The organism is Cupriavidus oxalaticus (genome assembly GCF_016894385.1).
In the GTDB taxonomy this organism is placed as follows: domain Bacteria; phylum Pseudomonadota; class Gammaproteobacteria; order Burkholderiales; family Burkholderiaceae; genus Cupriavidus; species Cupriavidus oxalaticus.
The window spans coordinates 625,028-642,849 of the sequence record NZ_CP069811.1 but is presented as its reverse complement, the minus strand read 5'-3'; the positions used below and the strand labels follow the sequence as shown (position 1 = coordinate 642,849).

At 66.7% G+C, this 17,822-nt stretch carries 12 protein-coding genes; 4 read left to right on the top strand and 8 right to left on the bottom strand.

Annotation, left to right across the window (positions count from 1 at the left end):
• Positions 1–2: 2 nt before the first annotated feature.
• Positions 3–1,586, bottom strand: coding sequence for a fatty acid--CoA ligase (locus JTE92_RS02810; RefSeq protein WP_063241968.1), 1,584 nt, complete (start codon positions 1,584–1,586; stop codon positions 3–5).
• Between the two features lie 37 nt (positions 1,587–1,623).
• The gene (locus tag JTE92_RS02805; protein ID WP_063241969.1) at positions 1,624–2,406 is read right to left on the bottom strand and encodes an SDR family NAD(P)-dependent oxidoreductase; all 783 of its coding nucleotides are present in this window, start codon (positions 2,404–2,406) and stop codon (positions 1,624–1,626) included.
• Positions 2,407–2,760: 354 nt separating this feature from the next.
• On the opposite strand from JTE92_RS02805, the gene JTE92_RS02800 reads away from it, so the two are divergent.
• The 4 genes from JTE92_RS02800 to JTE92_RS02785 all read left to right on the top strand — a co-directional run bounded on the left by JTE92_RS02800 (position 2,761) and on the right by JTE92_RS02785 (position 9,189).
• The gene (locus JTE92_RS02800; protein ID WP_169834856.1) at positions 2,761–5,100 is read left to right on the top strand and encodes a mechanosensitive ion channel family protein; all 2,340 of its coding nucleotides are present in this window, start codon (positions 2,761–2,763) and stop codon (positions 5,098–5,100) included.
• A 477-nt stretch (positions 5,101–5,577) separates the two neighbouring features.
• Complete coding sequence (locus JTE92_RS02795; protein ID WP_063241970.1) at positions 5,578–6,771, top strand: helix-turn-helix transcriptional regulator; 1,194 nt, start codon at positions 5,578–5,580, stop codon at positions 6,769–6,771.
• Positions 6,772–6,968: 197 nt separating this feature from the next.
• Entirely contained in the window at positions 6,969–8,129 is a 1,161-nt protein-coding gene (locus tag JTE92_RS02790; RefSeq protein ID WP_063241993.1) for an acyl-CoA dehydrogenase family protein, read from the top strand.
• A 67-nt stretch (positions 8,130–8,196) separates the two neighbouring features.
• On the top strand, positions 8,197–9,189 hold the full coding sequence (locus JTE92_RS02785) for an acyl-CoA dehydrogenase family protein (RefSeq protein ID WP_063241971.1): 993 nt from the start codon (positions 8,197–8,199) through the stop codon (positions 9,187–9,189).
• A gap of 162 nt (positions 9,190–9,351) precedes the next feature.
• Here JTE92_RS02785 and JTE92_RS02780 read toward each other — a convergent pair whose 3' ends face one another.
• From JTE92_RS02780 to JTE92_RS02755, 6 genes are all read right to left on the bottom strand, one after another.
• Positions 9,352–10,896 (bottom strand): SpoVR family protein, encoded by a 1,545-nt coding sequence (locus tag JTE92_RS02780; RefSeq protein WP_063241972.1) that lies wholly within the window; start codon positions 10,894–10,896, stop codon positions 9,352–9,354.
• 135 nt (positions 10,897–11,031) lie between these two features.
• Complete coding sequence (locus JTE92_RS02775) at positions 11,032–12,294, bottom strand: YeaH/YhbH family protein (RefSeq protein ID WP_063241973.1); 1,263 nt, start codon at positions 12,292–12,294, stop codon at positions 11,032–11,034.
• 37 nt (positions 12,295–12,331) lie between these two features.
• A complete protein-coding gene (locus JTE92_RS02770) occupies positions 12,332–14,254 on the bottom strand; it encodes a PrkA family serine protein kinase (RefSeq protein ID WP_063241974.1) in 1,923 nt (640 codons plus the stop codon).
• Between the two features lie 457 nt (positions 14,255–14,711).
• Positions 14,712–15,899, bottom strand: a complete 1,188-nt coding sequence (locus JTE92_RS02765; protein ID WP_063241975.1) for an acyl-CoA dehydrogenase family protein — start codon at positions 15,897–15,899, stop codon at positions 14,712–14,714.
• A gap of 117 nt (positions 15,900–16,016) precedes the next feature.
• The gene (locus JTE92_RS02760) at positions 16,017–16,796 is read right to left on the bottom strand and encodes an enoyl-CoA hydratase/isomerase family protein (RefSeq protein WP_063241976.1); all 780 of its coding nucleotides are present in this window, start codon (positions 16,794–16,796) and stop codon (positions 16,017–16,019) included.
• A gap of 32 nt (positions 16,797–16,828) precedes the next feature.
• Positions 16,829–17,812: a Bug family tripartite tricarboxylate transporter substrate binding protein gene (locus JTE92_RS02755; protein ID WP_063241977.1), complete on the bottom strand. Its 984-nt coding sequence runs from the start codon at positions 17,810–17,812 to the stop codon at positions 16,829–16,831.
• Between the last annotated feature and the right edge of the window lie 10 nt (positions 17,813–17,822).

Below are 17,822 nucleotides of genomic sequence, written 5' to 3'. Positions count from 1 at the left end.
GCTCAGTTCACCTGGCGGCTCATCCCCTCCCAGAACGGCTCGCGCAGCTTGCGCCGCAGCAGCTTGCCGGACGGATTGCGCGGCAGCGCGTCGACGAACTCGATGCTCTTCGGCACCTTGTAGCCGGCCAGCCGCTGGCGCGTCCACGCGATGATGCCGTCGCGGTCTGGCGACTGCCCCGGCTTGAGCACGACGATGGCCTTGACCGCCTCGCCCCACTTCTCGTCCGGCACGCCGATCACCGCCACGTCGGCCACTTGCGGGTGGCCGTAGATCGCGCTTTCGACCTCGGCCGGATAGACGTTTTCGCCCCCGCTGATGATCATGTCCTTGACGCGGTCATGGATGTACAGGTAGCCCTGCGCATCCAGGTAGCCCGCGTCGCCGGTGCGCAGCCAGCCATCGGCGTCGATGGTGCGCGCGGTCTCCTCGGGCTGTTTCCAGTAGCCGGCCATGTTGTGCTGCGAGCGCACCACGATCTCGCCGACTTCGTCCGGACCCAGCGCGCGCCCTTCATAGTCCACCACCTTGATTTCCACGCCCGGCAGCGGCTTGCCCGCGGCACGCATGCGCGGCACCTCTTCGGTGGTGTGGTCCTCGGGCGGCAAGGCGACGATGGTGCCGGTGGTCTCGGTCATGCCGTACTGCTGCACGAAGCCGCAGCCGAACACCTCGATGCCCTCGCGCAACAACGCCGCCGGAATCGGCGCGGCACCGTACAGCAGGTACTTCAGCCGCGAGTAGTCCACCTGGCGCGCGCGCGGGTCGCGCAGCACGATCTGCATGGCCGCCGGCACCATGAACAGCTTGCTGACGCGCTCGTGCTCGATGAAATCCAGCACCGCGCGCGGGTCGAATTCACGCGCAACCACGCCCTTGGCGCCCGAGAGGAGATTGCGCAGTCCCCAGCCCGAGCCGCCGATATGGGCCACGGGCATCGCCACCAGCGAGATATCGTCGGCGGTCCAGTGCGACCAGGCAATGCCTTCGCGCTCGCTGACCTCCGTGCCGATGGTCAGGTTGCGGTGCGTCAGCATCGCGCCCTTGGGCCGCCCCGTGGTGCCCGAGGTGTACAGCTGCAGCACCACGTCATGCGGCGCCGGCCGGTGTGCCGGCGGCGTGGCCGGCTGCGCGTCGCGCCAGTCGGTGTAGCAAGGCGCATCGCCACCGTCGGCGCACGGTTCCATCAGCACCACCTTGCGCACCATCGGCAGCGCCGGCAGCAGCGACTTCGCCATCGCCGCCGATTCCGGCCCGACGAACAACACCACCGCATCGCAATGGCCGACGATGAACTCGATCTCCGGCGGCGCCAGGCGCCAGCTGGCCGGCGTGGTGACGACGCCGGCCTTGGCCGCGCCGAGCAGCAGCTCGAAGTAGTGGTCGCTGTTCTTGCCGATATAGGCAATGCGGTCGCCGGCGCGGATACCCTCGGCCAGCAGCGCCTGCGCGACCCGGTCGGTATTGCGCTCAAACTCGGCGTAGGTGGTCTGGCGCCCCTCGAACGCGTACGCCACCGCGTCGGGCCGCAGCCCGGCGAAATGGCGCACGGCATCGGGCAGCGTGCTCAGGTAGCTGAAATCCATCCGCGTCTCCGTATTGATTGGATCCAGGCCGCTTCGCTCAGCGCGGCGCCATCCGGATGGCACCGTCCAGCCGCACGGATTCGCCGTTGAAATAGCCGTTGCGGCACATCTCGACGGCCAGCGAGGCGAACTCCTCCGGCTGCCCCAGGCGCTTGGGGAACGGCACCGAAGCGGCCAGCGCGGCCTTGACGTTCTCGGCCGCGCCCTGCAGCAGCGGCGTATTGAAGATGCCCGGCAGGATGGTATTGACGCGGATGCCCTCACCCGCCAGGTCGCGCGCGATCGGCAGCGTCATGCCGACCACGCCGGCCTTGGACGCCGAGTACGCGGCCTGCCCCATCTGGCCATCCTGCGCCGCCACCGATGCGGTGTTGATGATCACGCCACGCTCGCCGCCCGCGGTGTCCAGCGTCAGCATGCCGGCCGCCGAGCGCGCGATGCAGCGGAAGGTGCCGATCAGGTTGATCTGGATGATGCGCTCGAAGGCATCGGACGGGAAGTGCTTGATCTGGTCCGGCGCTTCCTTGGAACGCGAGGCGGTCTTGATGGCGTTGCCGGTGCCGGCACAGTTGACCAGGATGCGCTCCTGGCCGATGGCGGCGCGCGCGCTGGCGAAGCCGGCCTCGACCTCGGCCTCGGAGGTCACGTTGACCTGGCAGAACACACCGCCCAGCTCGCGCGCCAGCGCTTCGCCCTTCTCGGCGTTGAGGTCGAACAGCGCCACGCGCACGCCGTGCGCCGCCAGCGCCCGCGCCGTTGCGGCGCCCAGGCCAGAGGCGCCGCCCGTCACCACTGCCGATACCGATGCATTGAGTTCCATGCCGTCTTTCCTTTGTGTCTTGTGTCTGGCCGGACGGGCCACCGGTTCCGGTGCGCGCGCCCGCGATCTGTCCGCGATCTGTGAGGGCCGGCGGGTGCGGAACTGCCCACGCCGGAGTGGGTTCGAGATTCGTGGATCGGCGCAAGCGACGCATCGTCCGAAGCGACGAATGGTCCGGCGATGGTCCGGCGGCGGTCCGGCAGGCCGGATGCCGCGGTGCCGCACCCGGCACCGCCGATGCGCTACAGTGGCGCGATCGACGGTCATTCCCGCGCCCCGCCGGCAGCGTCACGCCGGAGCGGACACGGACATCCAGCCATGTGCAAACCCGATCGCAACGCCCTCTCCCGATCGATGTGGCCACGCCGGCTCGCACCATGCGCCCGCCTGGCCGCGCATGTCGTGCTGCTTGTGCCAACGCTGCTTGTGCCAACGCTGCTGGTGCCAACGCTGCTGGTGCTGGCGCTCTGGTGTGCGCTGCCGGCGCCGGCCGCGGCAGCAGGCCCGCTTGCCACGCTGTCGGCACCAGCCAGGCCCGCGAGCGCGCCGGCGGCCCCGGCCAGCGTGCCGCTGGCGCAGTCGCTCGACCAGGTCATCGCCACCCTGCAGGACGACCGCGAACGGCGCGCGCTGGTGGACCAGCTGCAGGCCTTGCGGCGCGGCCTGGACGCTTCCGGCGCGGTGCCGGCGCCGGCTTCCGCCGCGGCGGGCGGGGCCTCGGCACCGGGGCTGATCGGCGCCGTGGCCGAGGTGCTCGACGAAGTCGACACGCACCTGCGCAAGGACCGCGGGCCGTGGCAATACTGGGGCTGGCGCTCGCGCTTTGCCGGCGACGAATGGCGCGCCGCGCTGACCCATCACGGCACCCGCCCGGCGCTGGACTCGCTGCGCGAATTCGCGCTGGTGCTGGCAGTGTGGGCCGCGAGCGGCTGGGGCCTGTGGGAGATCGGCCACCGCATCCGGCGCCGGCGCGCGCCGCCGCGCCCCCGTACCGAGCGCGCCAGCCTGCCCGAGGTGCCCTCCTGGGTGGATGTCGGGGTCTACATGCTGCGCCACGTCGGGCCTTGGGTGATCGCCTTCGGCATCACGCTGCTGATGGCGACGCGTATCTTCACGCATTCGCCAGCCGCGCTGGCCGCGGTGCTGGTCGCGTACGCCATCGTGGCGGGCGCCATCGCCGCCGCGGTGTGCCAGGTCATCTTCGTCCTGTTCCGCACCGCGCACCGCCAGCTTGCGGTACGGCAGCTGCTGGCGCGCTCGCCGTGGCTGCTGTTCTGCACCGGCGCACTGGCGGCCCTGGGCGACAGCGCCGCCGACGGCCGCGTCGTCGCGGTGATCGGCACCAACCTTGCCGCGCTGGTGTCGACCACCGCCAATATCGCCGCGGCGCTGGGCATCGGCGTGTTCGCGCTCGTCTTCCGGCGCCAGATCGGCCAGCTGATCAGCCAGCGGCCGCTGGCCTTCCGCCAGTCTCACCCGGGCCTGACCGACCTGCTGCGGCTGATCGGCCAGGCATGGCATTTGCCGGTGCTGGCGGTGGTGGTGGCATCCGTGATCGGCACGCTGCTCGCCGCCGGCCACGCCGATGTGTTCCTGCGCCGCACCGTGGCCTCGGTCGCGCTGTTCGTTGCGGCACTGCTGCTGACGATGGTCGCCGGGCACTCGCCCAAGGCGACGGCGCGGCCGCCGCGCTTCCGCGACCGCCGGCGCTCGGCCTACGTGCAGCGTTTCGGCCGCTTCGCCATGGCGCTGCTGCGGGTGCTGATCTGGATGGCATTCGTCGCCATGGTGATGCGCATCTGGGGCACGTCGCTGATGCGGCTGGCGGATTCTTCCGCAGCGGGCCGCCATCTCACCGAGACGGTGTTCAGCGTGACCAGTACCGTGCTGCTCGCCTGGCTGGTCTGGCTGCTGATCGACACGGCCATCACGCAGACGCTGTCGCCCGCGCACGGGCGCGGCGCGCAGCCCAGCCTGCGCGCCAAGACCATCCTGCCGCTGGTGCGCAACGCATCGTTTATCGGGCTGCTGGTGATCGCGGTGATTGCCGTGCTGGCCAACCTGGGCGTCAACGTGACGCCGTTGCTGGCGGGTGCGGGGGTGGTCGGGCTGGCAATCGGTTTCGGGGCGCAGAGCCTGGTGCAGGACCTGATCACGGGGCTGTTCATCGTGGTCGAGGATTCGATTGCCATCGGCGACTCGATCGAGCTGCCTGACCATGCCGGCGTGGTCGAAGGCATGACCATCCGGACGGTCAAGCTGCGCGACGGCCGCGGCGCGCTGCACACGTTGCCGTACAGCCAGATCAAGACAGTCAAGAACCTGTCGCGCGGCTATGGCTATGCCGTGTTCAGCATCGGCATCAGCTACCACAGCGACCTCGACCGCGCGCTCGAGCTGATCCGCACCACCGGAGCGGAAATCGCGCGCGACTACCGCTACGCGCGCAACCTGCTGTCTGGGCTGGACATCCTCGGGCTGGACCGCTTCGACCCGAGCGGGCCGGTGGTGATGGCACAGTTCAAGACCCGGCCGCTGACGCAGTCGGAAATCACGCGCGCGTTCAATGCCCGCCTGAAGCGCAACTTCGACGCCAATGGCATCCGCATGGCGTCGCCCAGCCTGACCATCCAGGTCGATGGCAAAGGGTTGCAACTGACAGGCGACGAGCAAGGCAACCCGGCGGCGCCATAGCAGCCGGGTCATTCCCGTCCCGTTCGCAGAAATGGGTACGGCAACCGATTTTCCATGTCGGTGTCATGGTCTTTCTGTCCCAAATATTTCGGACACTTGTGGTGTCTGTGAAACGCCTGGGACGCTTTCCGGGCCGAAAAATTCATCGTTCTCGTCACCTGCAATACCATCACGCTCCGGCAGGGTCAGGGATTTGACCGCCCCTCATTCGCTGCAAAGCAGCAATCGGAGCTGCCGGCCAGCCCTGCGCCATGGCTGCAATCCGGGTTTTCCCTCCCGGCCCGGGGAGATAAAACAAACAGCATTGTTTGGCATGATTGTCTGGTCGCATCCTGCCGGCCGAAACATGGCGGGATCGCTGCAATGACCGTATCGGCGCATCTTCAGAACGCCAGAACGGCACCGACAACACAAAAGAAAGTGGCCATTTGCGGTGGCACGAAGCAAGCGGCGTTTGCCACCAGGGGAAATGTGAACATGGGCGAACACCCGACTGCGGACGAGGATTTCCATCGTCTGGTCGACTCGATCTACGAGTCCGCGCTGGACGTTGCGGCAATGCCTGCAGCCCTGGATCTCTTTTCCCGGTACACCTCCACCGGCAGCCCGCGGTACCTGATCTGGGACAAGCTCGCAGGCCATGCACGCCTGGGCGTCACGCCCCACGGCTGCTTCACCAACAGCGCCAGCGTTCCCCCATGGCTGCCCAGCCCGCTCGACCTGCCCGGCGCCGGTCCCTGCTGCGCGCCGGCCGGCACGCCTGACAGCCCCGACTGCACGCCCATGCATGCCGCCTCGCACGATGGCGCCGTGGCCGCGAGCCTGGCGGCCACGCTGGCTTGCAGCGGACTCGAACAAGGCATCCGCCTGATCGAGAACGCCGAAGTCTGCGTATTGATGAGCGGCACCAGCGCGGGCAGCATCAGCGCCGGCCAGCGCGAGCGGCGCCTGGCCCACGTCATGCCGCACTGGGTGCGCGCCGCGCGCATGCAGCAGCGCAACTTCGAACTGAGCGGGCTGGCCAGCCTGGGCCTGGCCGGGCTCGACACGCTGGACTTTGGCGTGATGGTGCTGCAGGCCGACCTGCGCGTGCGCTACGCCAACAGCTGGGCCGAGGCGCTGGTGCAGGCCGACAGCCACCTGTCGCTGCAGGACGGCGTGCTGCACGCCCACTGCGACACGCTGCAGGCGGTGCTGCGCAAGCTGCTCGACGGCGCCGTGCGCGGCCGCGGCGCCGAGGCCGCGTCCGGTTCATGGATGCACATCACCTCCGGCGGGCAGCCGGTGCCGATCATCGTCACACCGCTGGTGTCGCGCCAGCCGGTGGAAGGCCCGTGGCAATTGCCGGCCGCGATGATGCTGTTCGGCAATTCGGAGTCGCGCTCGGTGCTCGATGCGGGCGTGCTGACCTCGCTGTTCGGGCTGTCGCGCAAGGAGAGCATCATCGCCATCCGGCTGGCCGCCGGCGAGACGCTGAACGAAATCGCCGAGCGCGAGTTCCTGTCGCCGCATACGGTGCGCGTGCATATCCGCGATACGCTGCGCAAGACCGGCACGCATCGCCAGTCCGAGCTGGTGCGCCTGCTGCACCTGCTGCCGGGCGTCAATCTCGAACGTGCCGGCGCGACCTCGGCGGTCCGGCCGCGTGCGCCGCGATCGGGAACGGCCTGAAGCGCCAGCACCGGTCCTCCCCGCGCGCCCCGGGCGGGGCGCCTCCATATCGAATCGGTATCGCTTCGCAATAAATCAATATTGGACTGGCGCTCGACGCGTGAACTACGCTGTGGCCCACCCTGAGCCATCCGGAATGCAAGGCAGCCGCCGCCGCGTTCCGCAGGGCTCGCGTGCCACAGCTACCGGACTTCACCGTGACCGCCTTGCTATCCACCTTCGACCTGACGCCCCTGCCGCCGCACGCGCTCGCGTTCCGCGCCGAGGTACGCGCCTTTCTTGACGAGCACCTGCCCGCCCTGCCGCCTGAAATCCGCGCACGCTCGTGGATGGGCTTCGATGCGGCGTTCAGCCGCGCGCTGGCGGCACGCGGCTGGGTCGGCATCACGCTGCCGGCGCAATATGGCGGCGCCGGCCTCGATCCTTACTCGCGCTTCGTGCTGGTGGAGGAGCTGCTGGCCCGCGGCGCGCCGGTGTCGGCGCACTGGATCGCCGACCGCCAGAGCGGCCCGCTGATCCTGCGCTACGGCAGCGACGCGCAGAAGGCGCGCTACCTGCCCGCGATCTGCCGCGGCGAGGCGTTCTTCTGCATCGGCATGAGCGAGCCGAATTCCGGCTCCGACCTCGCCAGCGTGACAACACGCGCCGTGCGCCAGCCCGATGGCTCGTGGCACCTGGCCGGCCGCAAGATCTGGACGACCAACGCCGACCGCTGCCACTTCATGATCGCGCTGGTGCGCACCTCCGGCACGCCGCAGGACCGCCAGGCGGGCCTGTCGCAGTTCATCGTCGACCTGCACGCGCCCGGCGTATCGGTGCGGCCGATCCACGACCTGGCCGGCGATGCGCACTTCTCCGAGGTCACCTTCGACGACGTCGCGCTGGCCCCGGACGCGCTGGTTGGCCAGGAGGGCAGCGGCTGGGAGCAGGTCAACGCCGAACTCGCGTTCGAGCGCAGCGGGCCCGAGCGGCTGTACTCCAGCGTGGTACTGCTCGACACCTGGCTCGACGCCATGCGCCGCCTGCCGCCGGCACGGCGCGACACCGTGACCGCGGGTCGCCTTGCCGGGCACCTGGCGGTGCTGCGCGCGATGTCGCTGGCGGTGACCGCGCGCCTGGCGGCCGGTGAAAGCCCGGTGGTCGAAGCCGCGCTGGTCAAGGACCTGGGCACGACCTTCGAGCAATCGGTCCCGGCGCTGGTGGAAGCGGCGCTGGGCGACGAACCGGCGCTGGCCGCCGACGGCGCGCTGTACCGCACGCTGGCCTACGTCACGCAGATCGCCCCGTCGTATTCGCTGCGCGGCGGCACGCGCGAGATCCTGCGCGGCATGATCGCGCGCGGTCTCGGCCTGCGCTGAAGACCCGCCGCACCGTCCCGACGTCCCGACGTCCTGACGTCCCGCCCCCCGCCCGACGAGACCCATCATGCATAACGCTTACTCCGACGCCCTCGACGCGCTGCTGCGCGATTGCTGCACGCCCGCCACGGTCCGCGCGCTGGAACGGCAGGCCGATCCCTCTCCTTTGTGGCAAACGCTGCGCGACAGCGGCTTTGCCGATTGCCTGCTGCCCGAGGCCGCCGGCGGCGCCGCGCTGCCGCTGCCTGAACTGGCGCCGGTGCTGTTCGTCACCGGCCGGCATGTCCTGCCGCTGCCGCTGGCGCAAACCATCTTCGCCCGCGCCGTGCTGCACGCGCAGGGCATCGCCCTGCCCGACGGACCCATCGCCCTGGCGGGATTCGACGACGGCGCGCCCGTGGCGCTCGTCGCCGATGCGCGCTACGCCCAGTGGTTCCTGGTGCAGGACGGCGAGCGCTGCCTGCTGCTGCCGGCGGCCGATGAAGCCGATGTGCGCACCGAGCCCACCGGCGCGCACGCCGACCTGACCCTGCGCCTGCCGCGCCCGGACGCCGCCGCGCCGGCCGCGTTCCGCCTGCCGCCCGGCACGCTGCGCACCCTCGGTGCCTGCCTGCACGCCGTCCAGTTGGCCGGGGCGCTGTCGCGGGTGCTCGACCTGACGCTGCAGTACGCCAACGACCGCCAGCAGTTCGGCCGAGCCATCGGCAAGTTCCAGGCGATCCAGCACCAGGTCAGCGAGATGGCCGAGCACGTGGCGGCAGCGCGCGTGGCGGCGCAACTCGCTTGCGGCAGCAGCAGCGGTGAGCCCGACCGCCTGCGCGCCGCGATCGGCAAGCTGCGCGCCAGCGATGCCGTCACGCCGGTGGCGGCCATCGCCCATGCGGTGCACGGCGCGATCGGCATCACGGAGGAATACGACCTGCAGCTCTACACGCGCCGGCTGCATGCCTGGCGCGTGGCGGACGGATCGGAGCGCTGGTGGAGCCGCGTGCTGGGCGAGGCGGTGTTTGCCGACACGGACAGCCGTGCGGTCGAACTGGTGCGCGGATGGTGCGAGTGAAAATGAAAGCGCGCGCGTTGCCTGTAATGCCGTTCAATTAAGGTATCAAGCCCCACCGTCATTCCCGCGTAGGCGGGAACGACTGTGCTAACTGAACAGCATTAGCGCGTTGCCTGAGGTTTCAGGCAACGCGCGCGGCAAGCACTGCGGAGGATCGGGCGATCAGGCGGCCAGGCTCAGGCCGCCATGCGGCTTGCGGTGCCGGCGCTCCGGCTTGCACTCGTACTTGAGTTCGGTGCGCCCGTCTTCATAGGCCACTTCCAGCCGCACGGTAAAGCCCCACAGCCGCGTCACGTGCCGCACCACTTCGTCGAAGTTGTGCGCCAGCGGCCGGCGGTCATTCTGCAGGTGGCGCAGCGTCAGTGAGCGGTCGCCGCCGATATCCACATTGGTGACCTGGATATTCGGCTCCATGGTCGACAGGTCATACTGCGCCGCCATCAGCTGGCGGATCGCGCGATAGCCCTCGTCGTCGTGGATGGCGGTGACGCGCAGCTTGCCCTCGCGGTCGTCGTCAAGCACCGAGAACAGCTTCAGTTCGCGGATCACCCGCGGCGACAGGAACTGCAGCAGGAAGCTCTCGTCCTTGAAGTTGCGCATCGCAAAGTCCAGCGTCGTGCGCCAGTCGCTGCCGGCGATCTCCGGCGCCCAGCGGTAGTCCTCGTCGGTCGGGTTCTCGCACATGCGGCGCAGGTCCTGGAAGATCAGGAAGCCCACCGTGTACGGGTTCAGCCCGCTGTAATACGGGCTGTGGTACGGCGGCTGGTAAATCACGTTGGTATGGGCCTGCAGCAACTCCATCATGAAGGCGTCGTTGACCAGCTTCTCTTCGTAGAGCTGGTGGATGATGGTGTAGTGCCAGAACGTTGCCCACCCCTCGTTCATCACCTTGGTCTGGCGCTGCGGGTAGAAATACTGCGCGATCTTGCGCACGATGCGCACGATCTCGCGCTGCCACGGCGCCAGCTTGGGCGCGTTCTTCTCGATGAAGTACAGCAGGTTCTCCTGCGGCTCCGGCGGGAACGTCATTTCCGGCGTCTCGTCGTCGGCCGTCAGCGCATGCGGGCGGTGCTTGGGCAGCGTGCGCCACAGGTCGTTGACCTGCATCTGCAGGTAGTTCTCGCGATCGGCCTGGCGCGCCTTCTCTTCGGTGATGGAGAGCTTCTTGGGCCGCTTGTAGCGGTCCACGCCGTAGTTCTGCAAGGCATGGCAGGAGTCGAGCAGCAGCTCCACTTCCTGTTCGCCGTAGCGCTGCTCGCACTCGGCCACGTAGTTCTTGGCAAACAGCAGGTAATCGACGATGGCGTCCGCGTTGGTCCAGGTGCGGAACAGGTAGTTGTTCTTGAAGAAGGAATTGTGGCCGTAGCAGGCATGCGCGATCGTCAGCGCCTGCATCGGCATCGTGTTCTCCTCCATCAGGTAGGCGATGCAGGGATTGGAGTTGATGACGATCTCGTACGCCAGGCCCATGTGGCCGCGCTGGTAGCTGCGTTCCGATGCCAGGAAGTGCTTGCCGTAGGACCAGTGGTTGTAGCCCACCGGCAGGCCCGCCGACGCGTAGGCGTCCAGCATCTGCTCGGCCGTGATGATCTCGATCTGGTTGGGGTAGGTATCCAGCCCGAATTCGCCGGCGATGCGGGCGATCTCGCGGTCATACCGGTTGACCAGCTCGAAGGTCCATTCCGAACCCGTGGACAGATAAGCCATCTTCGCCCCTGGTTGCGGGCAAGGCAGCCGATCCCGCAGGCGCGCGCGAACCGGCGCGCCGCCGGGGCAAGCGTTGCCTTGCCACTAGACTTCACTGCAGCCTTCACTGCCGGTTGCCTCGGCAGCAGGCCCCAACTAAGCCGTCCGCTTCTGGAACAAGTCGTGCAGCACCGGGTAGATCTCGTCCGCGCCGATGATGCGCTGCATCGCAAAGTGCTCGAACTGGCCCTTGACCGTCAGGTACTCTTCCCAAAGGTTCTGCGGTTCCTCGGACGCCACTTCCACGTATGCGTAGTACTGCACCAGCGGCAGGATCGACTCGCGCAGCAGGCGCCCGCACAGCTCGGAATCGCCAGCCCAGTTGTCGCCGTCGGAGGCCTGCGCGCAGTAGATGTTCCACTGGCTGGGCGGATAACGGTCATGGACCACTTCCACCATCAGCTTCAGCGCACTGGACACCACGGTACCACCGGACTCGCGCGAGTGGAAGAAGTCTTCCTCTTCGACTTCCTTGGCCACCGTGTGATGCCGGATGAACACCACGTCGATACGCTCGTAGTTGCGCTTCAGGAACAGGTACAGCAGCATGAAGAAGCGCTTGGCCAGGTCCTTGCGGCTCTCGTCCATCGAGCCGGACACGTCCATCAGGCAGAACATCACCGCCTGGGCCTGCGGGCGCTTCTTGAGCACACGGTTGTTGTAGCGCAGGTCGAGCTTCTCGATAAAGGGCACGCGGTCGATGCAGGCGCGCAGGTGCCGCATCTTCTCCATCAGCTCGAGCGTGCCTTCGGCGTAGGGGCCGTCCTTGTCCAGCGCCTCGGCGTACTCCAGCTCCAGGTCGCGCAGGCGCTTCTGGTAAGGACTGGACAACGCGATGCGCCGCCCGATCGAGCTGCGCATGGTGCGCAGGATCGACAGGTTGGACGGGGTGCCATCGATGGAATAGCCGGCGCGCACCTTGCGCACTTCGGCGATCTTGGCAAGGTGGCGCTTGGCCAGGTCCGGCAGCGCCATGTCCTCGAAGAAGAAATTGAGGAAATCCTCGCGCGACAGCGTGAAGACGAAATCGTCCTCGCCTTCGCCGCTGTCGCTGGCCCGCGAACCGCTCCCGCCACCGCCCTGCTGCTGCCGGTCGAAGGAATCGCCCTTGACGAACTTCTTGTTGCCAGGGTGAATCCACTCGCGCCGGCCGCCCGGGCCGTGGTGGAAGATCGGTTCGGTGATGTCCTTGACCGGAATGGACACCTGGCCGCTCTGCTCGATGTCCATGATCTTCCGGCCGGACACCGCCTTTGCCACCGCCTGCCGAATCTGTTCGCGGTAGCGCTTGATGAAGCGTTGCTGGTTGACGGCACTCTTGTTGCCGCCGTTCTCGCGCCGATCGATGACCGTAGCCATATGTTGCCCTCGTTGAGAGACTGCTTCCGCGGCGCCGTTACGATGATTTTCTTACGCGCAGATACCACTCCACCAGAAGTCTCACTTGCTTGGGCGTGTACCCCTTCTCGACCATGCGGTTGACGAAGTTCTCGTGCTTGTCCTGGTCTTCGCGCGAAGACTTGGCGTTGAACGAGATCACCGGCAGCAGGTCCTCCGTGGTGGAGAACATGCGCTTCTCGATCACCATCCGCAGCTTTTCATAGCTGGTCCAGACCGGGTTCTTGCCGCTGTTGTTGGCCCGCGCCCGCAGCACGAAGTTGACGATCTCGTTGCGGAAGTCCTTGGGGTTCGAGATACCCGCCGGTTTTTCCACTTTCTCCAGCTCGTCGTTCAGCGCGTTGCGGTCGAGGATTTCGCCGGTGTTGGGATCGCGGTACTCCTGGTCCTGGATCCACAGGTCGGCGAACACCACATAGCGGTCGAAGATGTTCTGGCCATATTCGGAGTAGGACTCCAGGTAAGCGGTCTGGATCTCCTTGCCGATGAACTCCACGAACGGCGTGGTCAGGTACTCCTTGATGTGCGCCAGCAGCTTGGCTTCCTGTTCCGGCGGGAACTGCTCGCGCTCGATCTGCTGCTCGAGCACATACAGCAGGTGCACCGGGTTGGCCGCCACTTCGGTATTGTCGAAGTTGAAGACCTTGGACAGGACCTTGAATGCAAAGCGCGTCGACAGCCCGTTCATGCCCTCGTCGATGCCGGCGTAGTCGCGGTACTCCTGATACGACTTCGCCTTCGGGTCCACGTCCTTCAGGCTTTCGCCGTCGTAGACGCGCATCTTCGAGAAGACGTTGGAGTTCTCGGGCTCCTTGATCCGCGTCAGCACCGCGAACTGCGCCATCATCTTCAGCGTGTTCGGCGCGCACGGCGCGGCCGACAGCGAACTGCAGCGCAGCAGCTTGTCGTAGATCTTCACCTCGTCGGACACGCGCAGCACGTACGGCACCTTGACGATATAGATACGGTCCAGGAATGCCTCGTTGTTCTTGTCCGACTTGAAGGTGGTCCACTCCGCCTCGTTCGAGTGCGCCAGGATGATGCCGTCGAACGGGATCGCGCCGAAGCCTTCCGTGCCCTTGTAGTTGCCTTCCTGGGTCGCGGTCAGCAGCGGGTGCAGCACCTTGATCGGCGCCTTGAACATTTCGACGAACTCGAGCAGGCCGCGGTTGGCCAGGCACAGCCCACCGGAATACGAGTACGCATCCGGATCATCCTGCGGGAAGTCCTCGAGCTTGCGGATGTCCACCTTGCCCACCAGCGACGAGATGTCCTGGTTGTTCTCGTCGCCCGGCTCGGTCTTCGAGATCGCGATCTGCGACAGCACCGACGGGCGCAGCTTCACCACCTTGAACTTGGTGATGTCGCCGTTGAACTCGTGCAGGCGCTTGACTGCCCATGGCGAGGCAATCGTGTTCAGGTAGCGGATCGGGATGCCGTAGTCCTCTTCCAGGATCTTGCCGTCTTCTTCCGGCGAGAACAGACCCAGGGGCGACTCGTGGATCGGCGAACCTTTCAGCGCATAGATGGGGATCTGCTCCATCAACGCCTTGAGCTTCTCCGCGAGCGAGGACTTGCCGCCGCCGGGAGGCCCGAGCAGATACAGGATCTGCTTGCGTTCTTCCAGGCCCTGCGCGGCGTGCTTGAAGAACGAGACGATCTGCTCGATCGTGTCCTCCATGCCGTAGAAATCGCGGAAGGCCGGATAGATCCGGATGACCTTGTTGAAGAACAGCCGGGACAGCCGCGGATCATGGTGGGTATCCACCAGTTCCGGCTGGCCGATCGCGGCGAGCATGCGCTCGGCGGCGGTCGCGTAGGCAGTGGGATCCTTCTTGCAGATCTCCAGATATTCCTGGATGGAGTATTCCTCTTCCTTGCGGGCTTCGAAGCGCGTAGCGTAATGGCCGAAAATGTCCATACCTCACTCCCGTCAGAGTTCACATCCGAGGCGAAGGTAGTTCTACCCTTCAAGACTTCGCAAGTTCCGTGGTTCGCCACCCCGGCTTGACGACCGGTGAATGTTGCGAAGACTTTACTTCATCATAGTCAAATAACGGCGATGGTGGAGTCCGAGTTGACGAATCTTGCGTCGATGCAACGCTGGTTTCCACGCTGCATTTATTGCCTGATTCCGCTGGTGGCGCTGTCAGCTTTTGGCTGATATTTCATCCCGGTGCCGCACCCCGCGCGCGACGGGCCATTGACCATGCTTGTGACAAACCTTACACCTTTCCACAGATCCGTGCACAGCCGGTTTTGTAACCGGAGACACCAAAGCCGGCACAGGTGCCGGCTTTGGTGTTGGTTTCAGAATTAGCTTAGGCGCGCATCAGCATAAGCGGAGTGCTGATAGCAGCAAGCACTGCGCGCGGCCATCAGAGCGTGCGCGCCACCAGCTCTTTCATGATTTCGTTGGAGCCGCCGTAGATCTTGCCCACGCGTGCGTTGGCGTACATGCGCGCGATCGGATATTCCAGCATGTAGCCGTAGCCGCCGTGCAACTGCAGGCACTCGTCGATGATCTCGCAATTCTTTTGCGTGCACCACCACTTGGCCATCGCGGCGGTCGCGGCATCCAGCGTACCCGCCATCAGGCGCATCATGCAGTCGTCGACGAAGGTAGCGGCGATGGTCGCCTCGGTCTTGCACTCGGCCAGGCGGAAGCGGGTGTTCTGCAGGTCGGCCAGCGCCTGCCCGAAGACCTTGCGCTCGCGCACGTATTCGGTGGTGAGCTCGATCGCGCGATGCATCGATGCGGTCGCGCCCAGCGCGATGATCATCCGCTCCTGCGGCAGCTGCTGCATCAGTTGGTAAAAACCCTGCCCTTCCTGCTCGCCGAGCAGGTTCTCGCATGGCACCAGCACGTCGTCGAAGAACAGCTCGGCGGTGTCCTGGCCCTTCTGCCCGATCTTCTCGAGGATGCGGCCGCGGCGGAATCCCTCGAGGTCGCGCGTCTCGATCATGATCAGCGAGACGCCGCGCGAGCCGGCTTCCGGATCGGTCTTGGCAACCAGGCACACGAGGTCGGCGTGGTAACCGTTCGTAATAAACGTCTTTGCACCGTTTATGCGATAGCAGTCTCCATTGGCGGTCTTTTCGCGCACCGCACGGGTGCGTACCGATTTGAGGTCCGAGCCGGCGCCGGGTTCCGACATGGCGATGGCCGCGACCATTTCGCCGCTGGCCATCTGCGGCAGCCATTTCTTCTTCTGCGCTTCGGTGCCGTAGTTGAGCAGGTAATGTGCCACGATGCCGCTGTGCACGTTGTTGCCCAGGCTGGTGAAGATGGCGCGCGCCATCTCGCGCGTGATCACGGCTTCATGCGCAAAGTTGCCGCCGCCGCCGCCGTACTCTTCGGGGATGCTGGCGCACAGCAGGCCGGCCTGGCCGGCGCGGCGCCACACGTCGCGGTCAATGTAGCCCTGCGCGGCCCAGCGCGCTTCGTTCGGTGCCAGCTCGCGCTCGATAAAGCGGCGTACGGTGTCCTGGAACATTTCTAGGTCTTCGGTCATCCAGGGAATCTGGCGTGCGGCGGGCGCCGCATGTTGGGGTTGGGATGCCATAGGTGTGCGGATAGGAGAGTAAACGAGTAATCGACAGAGGCAAGCGACGTCAGGCGCGGCCTGGCTGTATACGTAAACGGTGAGACGACATGCTGCAGAGCAGCATGTCAGCAGTGCTCAGTCAGGCCAGCGGTAGCGCAGCGGCTGCTTGGCCATGAAGCGGTCGACCGCCTCGCGGCGGTAGCCGGTGGAAAAGGCGATGCCCTGTCCGTCCGCTTCCATCGCCAGCATGGTGTGCAGGTCCTGGTTGAGCGACGCGTTCAGCGCCTGCTTGGTCAGGCCCACCGCGACCGGCGAGGCCTCGGTGAAGGCGCGCGCCAGCGCCTGCGCGCGACCGGCCAGGCTTTCTTCCGACACGATTTCCATGACGATGCCAAGGTCTTGCGCGGCCTCGGCATTGAGTTCGCGCATCGAGAACATCAGCGCCTTGGCGCGCTGCAGGCCGATCATCCGCGGCAAGGTGTAGAAGACGCCACAGTCTGGAATCAGGCCCATGCGCAGGAACGGCAGCCCGAAGCGCGCCCGCGGCGTGGCCAGGATGATGTCGGCGGTCAGCGCCAGGCTGAAGCCGGCACCGTAGGCCGCGCCGTTGACGGCGGCAATGACCGGCACGTCGAGCTGGATCAGGTCTTCCAGCCAGCCGTGCGCCTGCTGCAGCCGGCGGCGGCCCTGCGGCGCGTCGATCTCGACCTGCATCGAGCTGATGTCGCCGCCCGAGCAGAAGTCGGTGCCGGCGCCGGTCAGGATCAGCGCGCGCACGCTCTCGTCGGCACGCACCTGGCGGATGGCTTCGCCGATTTCGCCGCGCATCGGGATCGACAGCGCGTTCTTGCGCTCAGGGTAGTTCAGGGTCAGGGTGGCGATGCCGTCTTCGATAGCAAAGCGGATGGTTTCCATGGATAGACTCCGGTATGCGGTGCCGTGGGCGCTCAGTCGAGCTGGATGTTGGCGTCGCGCACGATCCTGGCCCACTTGGGCATATCGCTGCTGACCACCTCGGCCAGCTCCTGCGGGGTCGAGCCGACCGGCTGCAGGCCCATGCCGGCCAGCTTCTGCGAGACCTCGGGCAGTTTCACGATGCGCGCGGTCTCGGCCGCCAGCCTGGCGGTCACGTCCTTGGGCGCGCCGGCCGGCAGGAACAGACCGAACCAGCCGTTCGGCTCGAAGCCCTTCAAACCCAGCTCGGCAAAGGTCGGCACATTGGGCAGCGCCTTGTAGCGCTGGCTGCCGGTGATGCCGAGGATCTTGAACTTGTTGCTGCCCAGGTAGGGATTGGCCGAGGTCACGTCGACGAAGGCCGAATCCACCTGTCCGCCGAGCACGTCGCTCATCAGCGGCGCGGCGCCCTTGTACGGGATATGGGCCATGTCGATGCCGGCCTGCTGGCGCAGCAGCTCGCCATGCAGGTGCGACGAGGTGCCGTTGCCGTAGGAGCCGTAGCTGAGCTTGCCGGACTTGGCCAGCGCCAGGAACTCGCGCATGTTGCTGGCCGGCACGCGGTTGGGCACGACGAACAGGTCCGAGGACTTGGCGATCAGCGACACCGGCGTGAAGTCTTTGGCCACGTCGTACGGCATGCGCTTGTACAGGCTGGGCGACTGGATCATCGCGGTGATGGCCAGCAGCAGCGTGTAGCCGTCGGCGGGCGCCTTGGCGACGGTGTCGTTGCCGAGCATGCCGCTGGCACCGGGCTTGTTCTCCACCACCACCGGCTGGCCCAGGATCTCGGCCAGGCGCTGGCCGACCAGGCGGCCGACGGTATCGGTGCCGCCGCCGGCGGGATACGGCACGATCAGGCGGATCGGCTTGCTTGGATACGGTTGCTGGGCGAAGGCCTGGCCGGTGGTGCCGAGGATGGCCGCGCCGGCCAGGGTGCCGGCCTGCGCCAGCCAGTTGCGTCTGCTTTGCTGCATGCTGTGTCTC

Coding starts and splice junctions, on each gene's coding strand:
- JTE92_RS02810 (WP_063241968.1), bottom strand. CDS start 1,586: ATGGATTTCAGCTACCTGAGCACGCTGCCCGATGCCGTGCGCCATTTC.
- JTE92_RS02805 (WP_063241969.1), bottom strand. CDS start 2,406: ATGGAACTCAATGCATCGGTATCGGCAGTGGTGACGGGCGGCGCCTCT.
- JTE92_RS02800 (WP_169834856.1), top strand. CDS start 2,761: ATGTGGCCACGCCGGCTCGCACCATGCGCCCGCCTGGCCGCGCATGTC.
- JTE92_RS02795 (WP_063241970.1), top strand. CDS start 5,578: ATGGGCGAACACCCGACTGCGGACGAGGATTTCCATCGTCTGGTCGAC.
- JTE92_RS02785 (WP_063241971.1), top strand. CDS start 8,197: ATGCATAACGCTTACTCCGACGCCCTCGACGCGCTGCTGCGCGATTGC.
- JTE92_RS02780 (WP_063241972.1), bottom strand. CDS start 10,896: ATGGCTTATCTGTCCACGGGTTCGGAATGGACCTTCGAGCTGGTCAAC.
- JTE92_RS02775 (WP_063241973.1), bottom strand. CDS start 12,294: ATGGCTACGGTCATCGATCGGCGCGAGAACGGCGGCAACAAGAGTGCC.
- JTE92_RS02770 (WP_063241974.1), bottom strand. CDS start 14,254: ATGGACATTTTCGGCCATTACGCTACGCGCTTCGAAGCCCGCAAGGAA.
- JTE92_RS02765 (WP_063241975.1), bottom strand. CDS start 15,899: ATGGCATCCCAACCCCAACATGCGGCGCCCGCCGCACGCCAGATTCCC.
- JTE92_RS02760 (WP_063241976.1), bottom strand. CDS start 16,796: ATGGAAACCATCCGCTTTGCTATCGAAGACGGCATCGCCACCCTGACC.
- JTE92_RS02755 (WP_063241977.1), bottom strand. CDS start 17,812: ATGCAGCAAAGCAGACGCAACTGGCTGGCGCAGGCCGGCACCCTGGCC.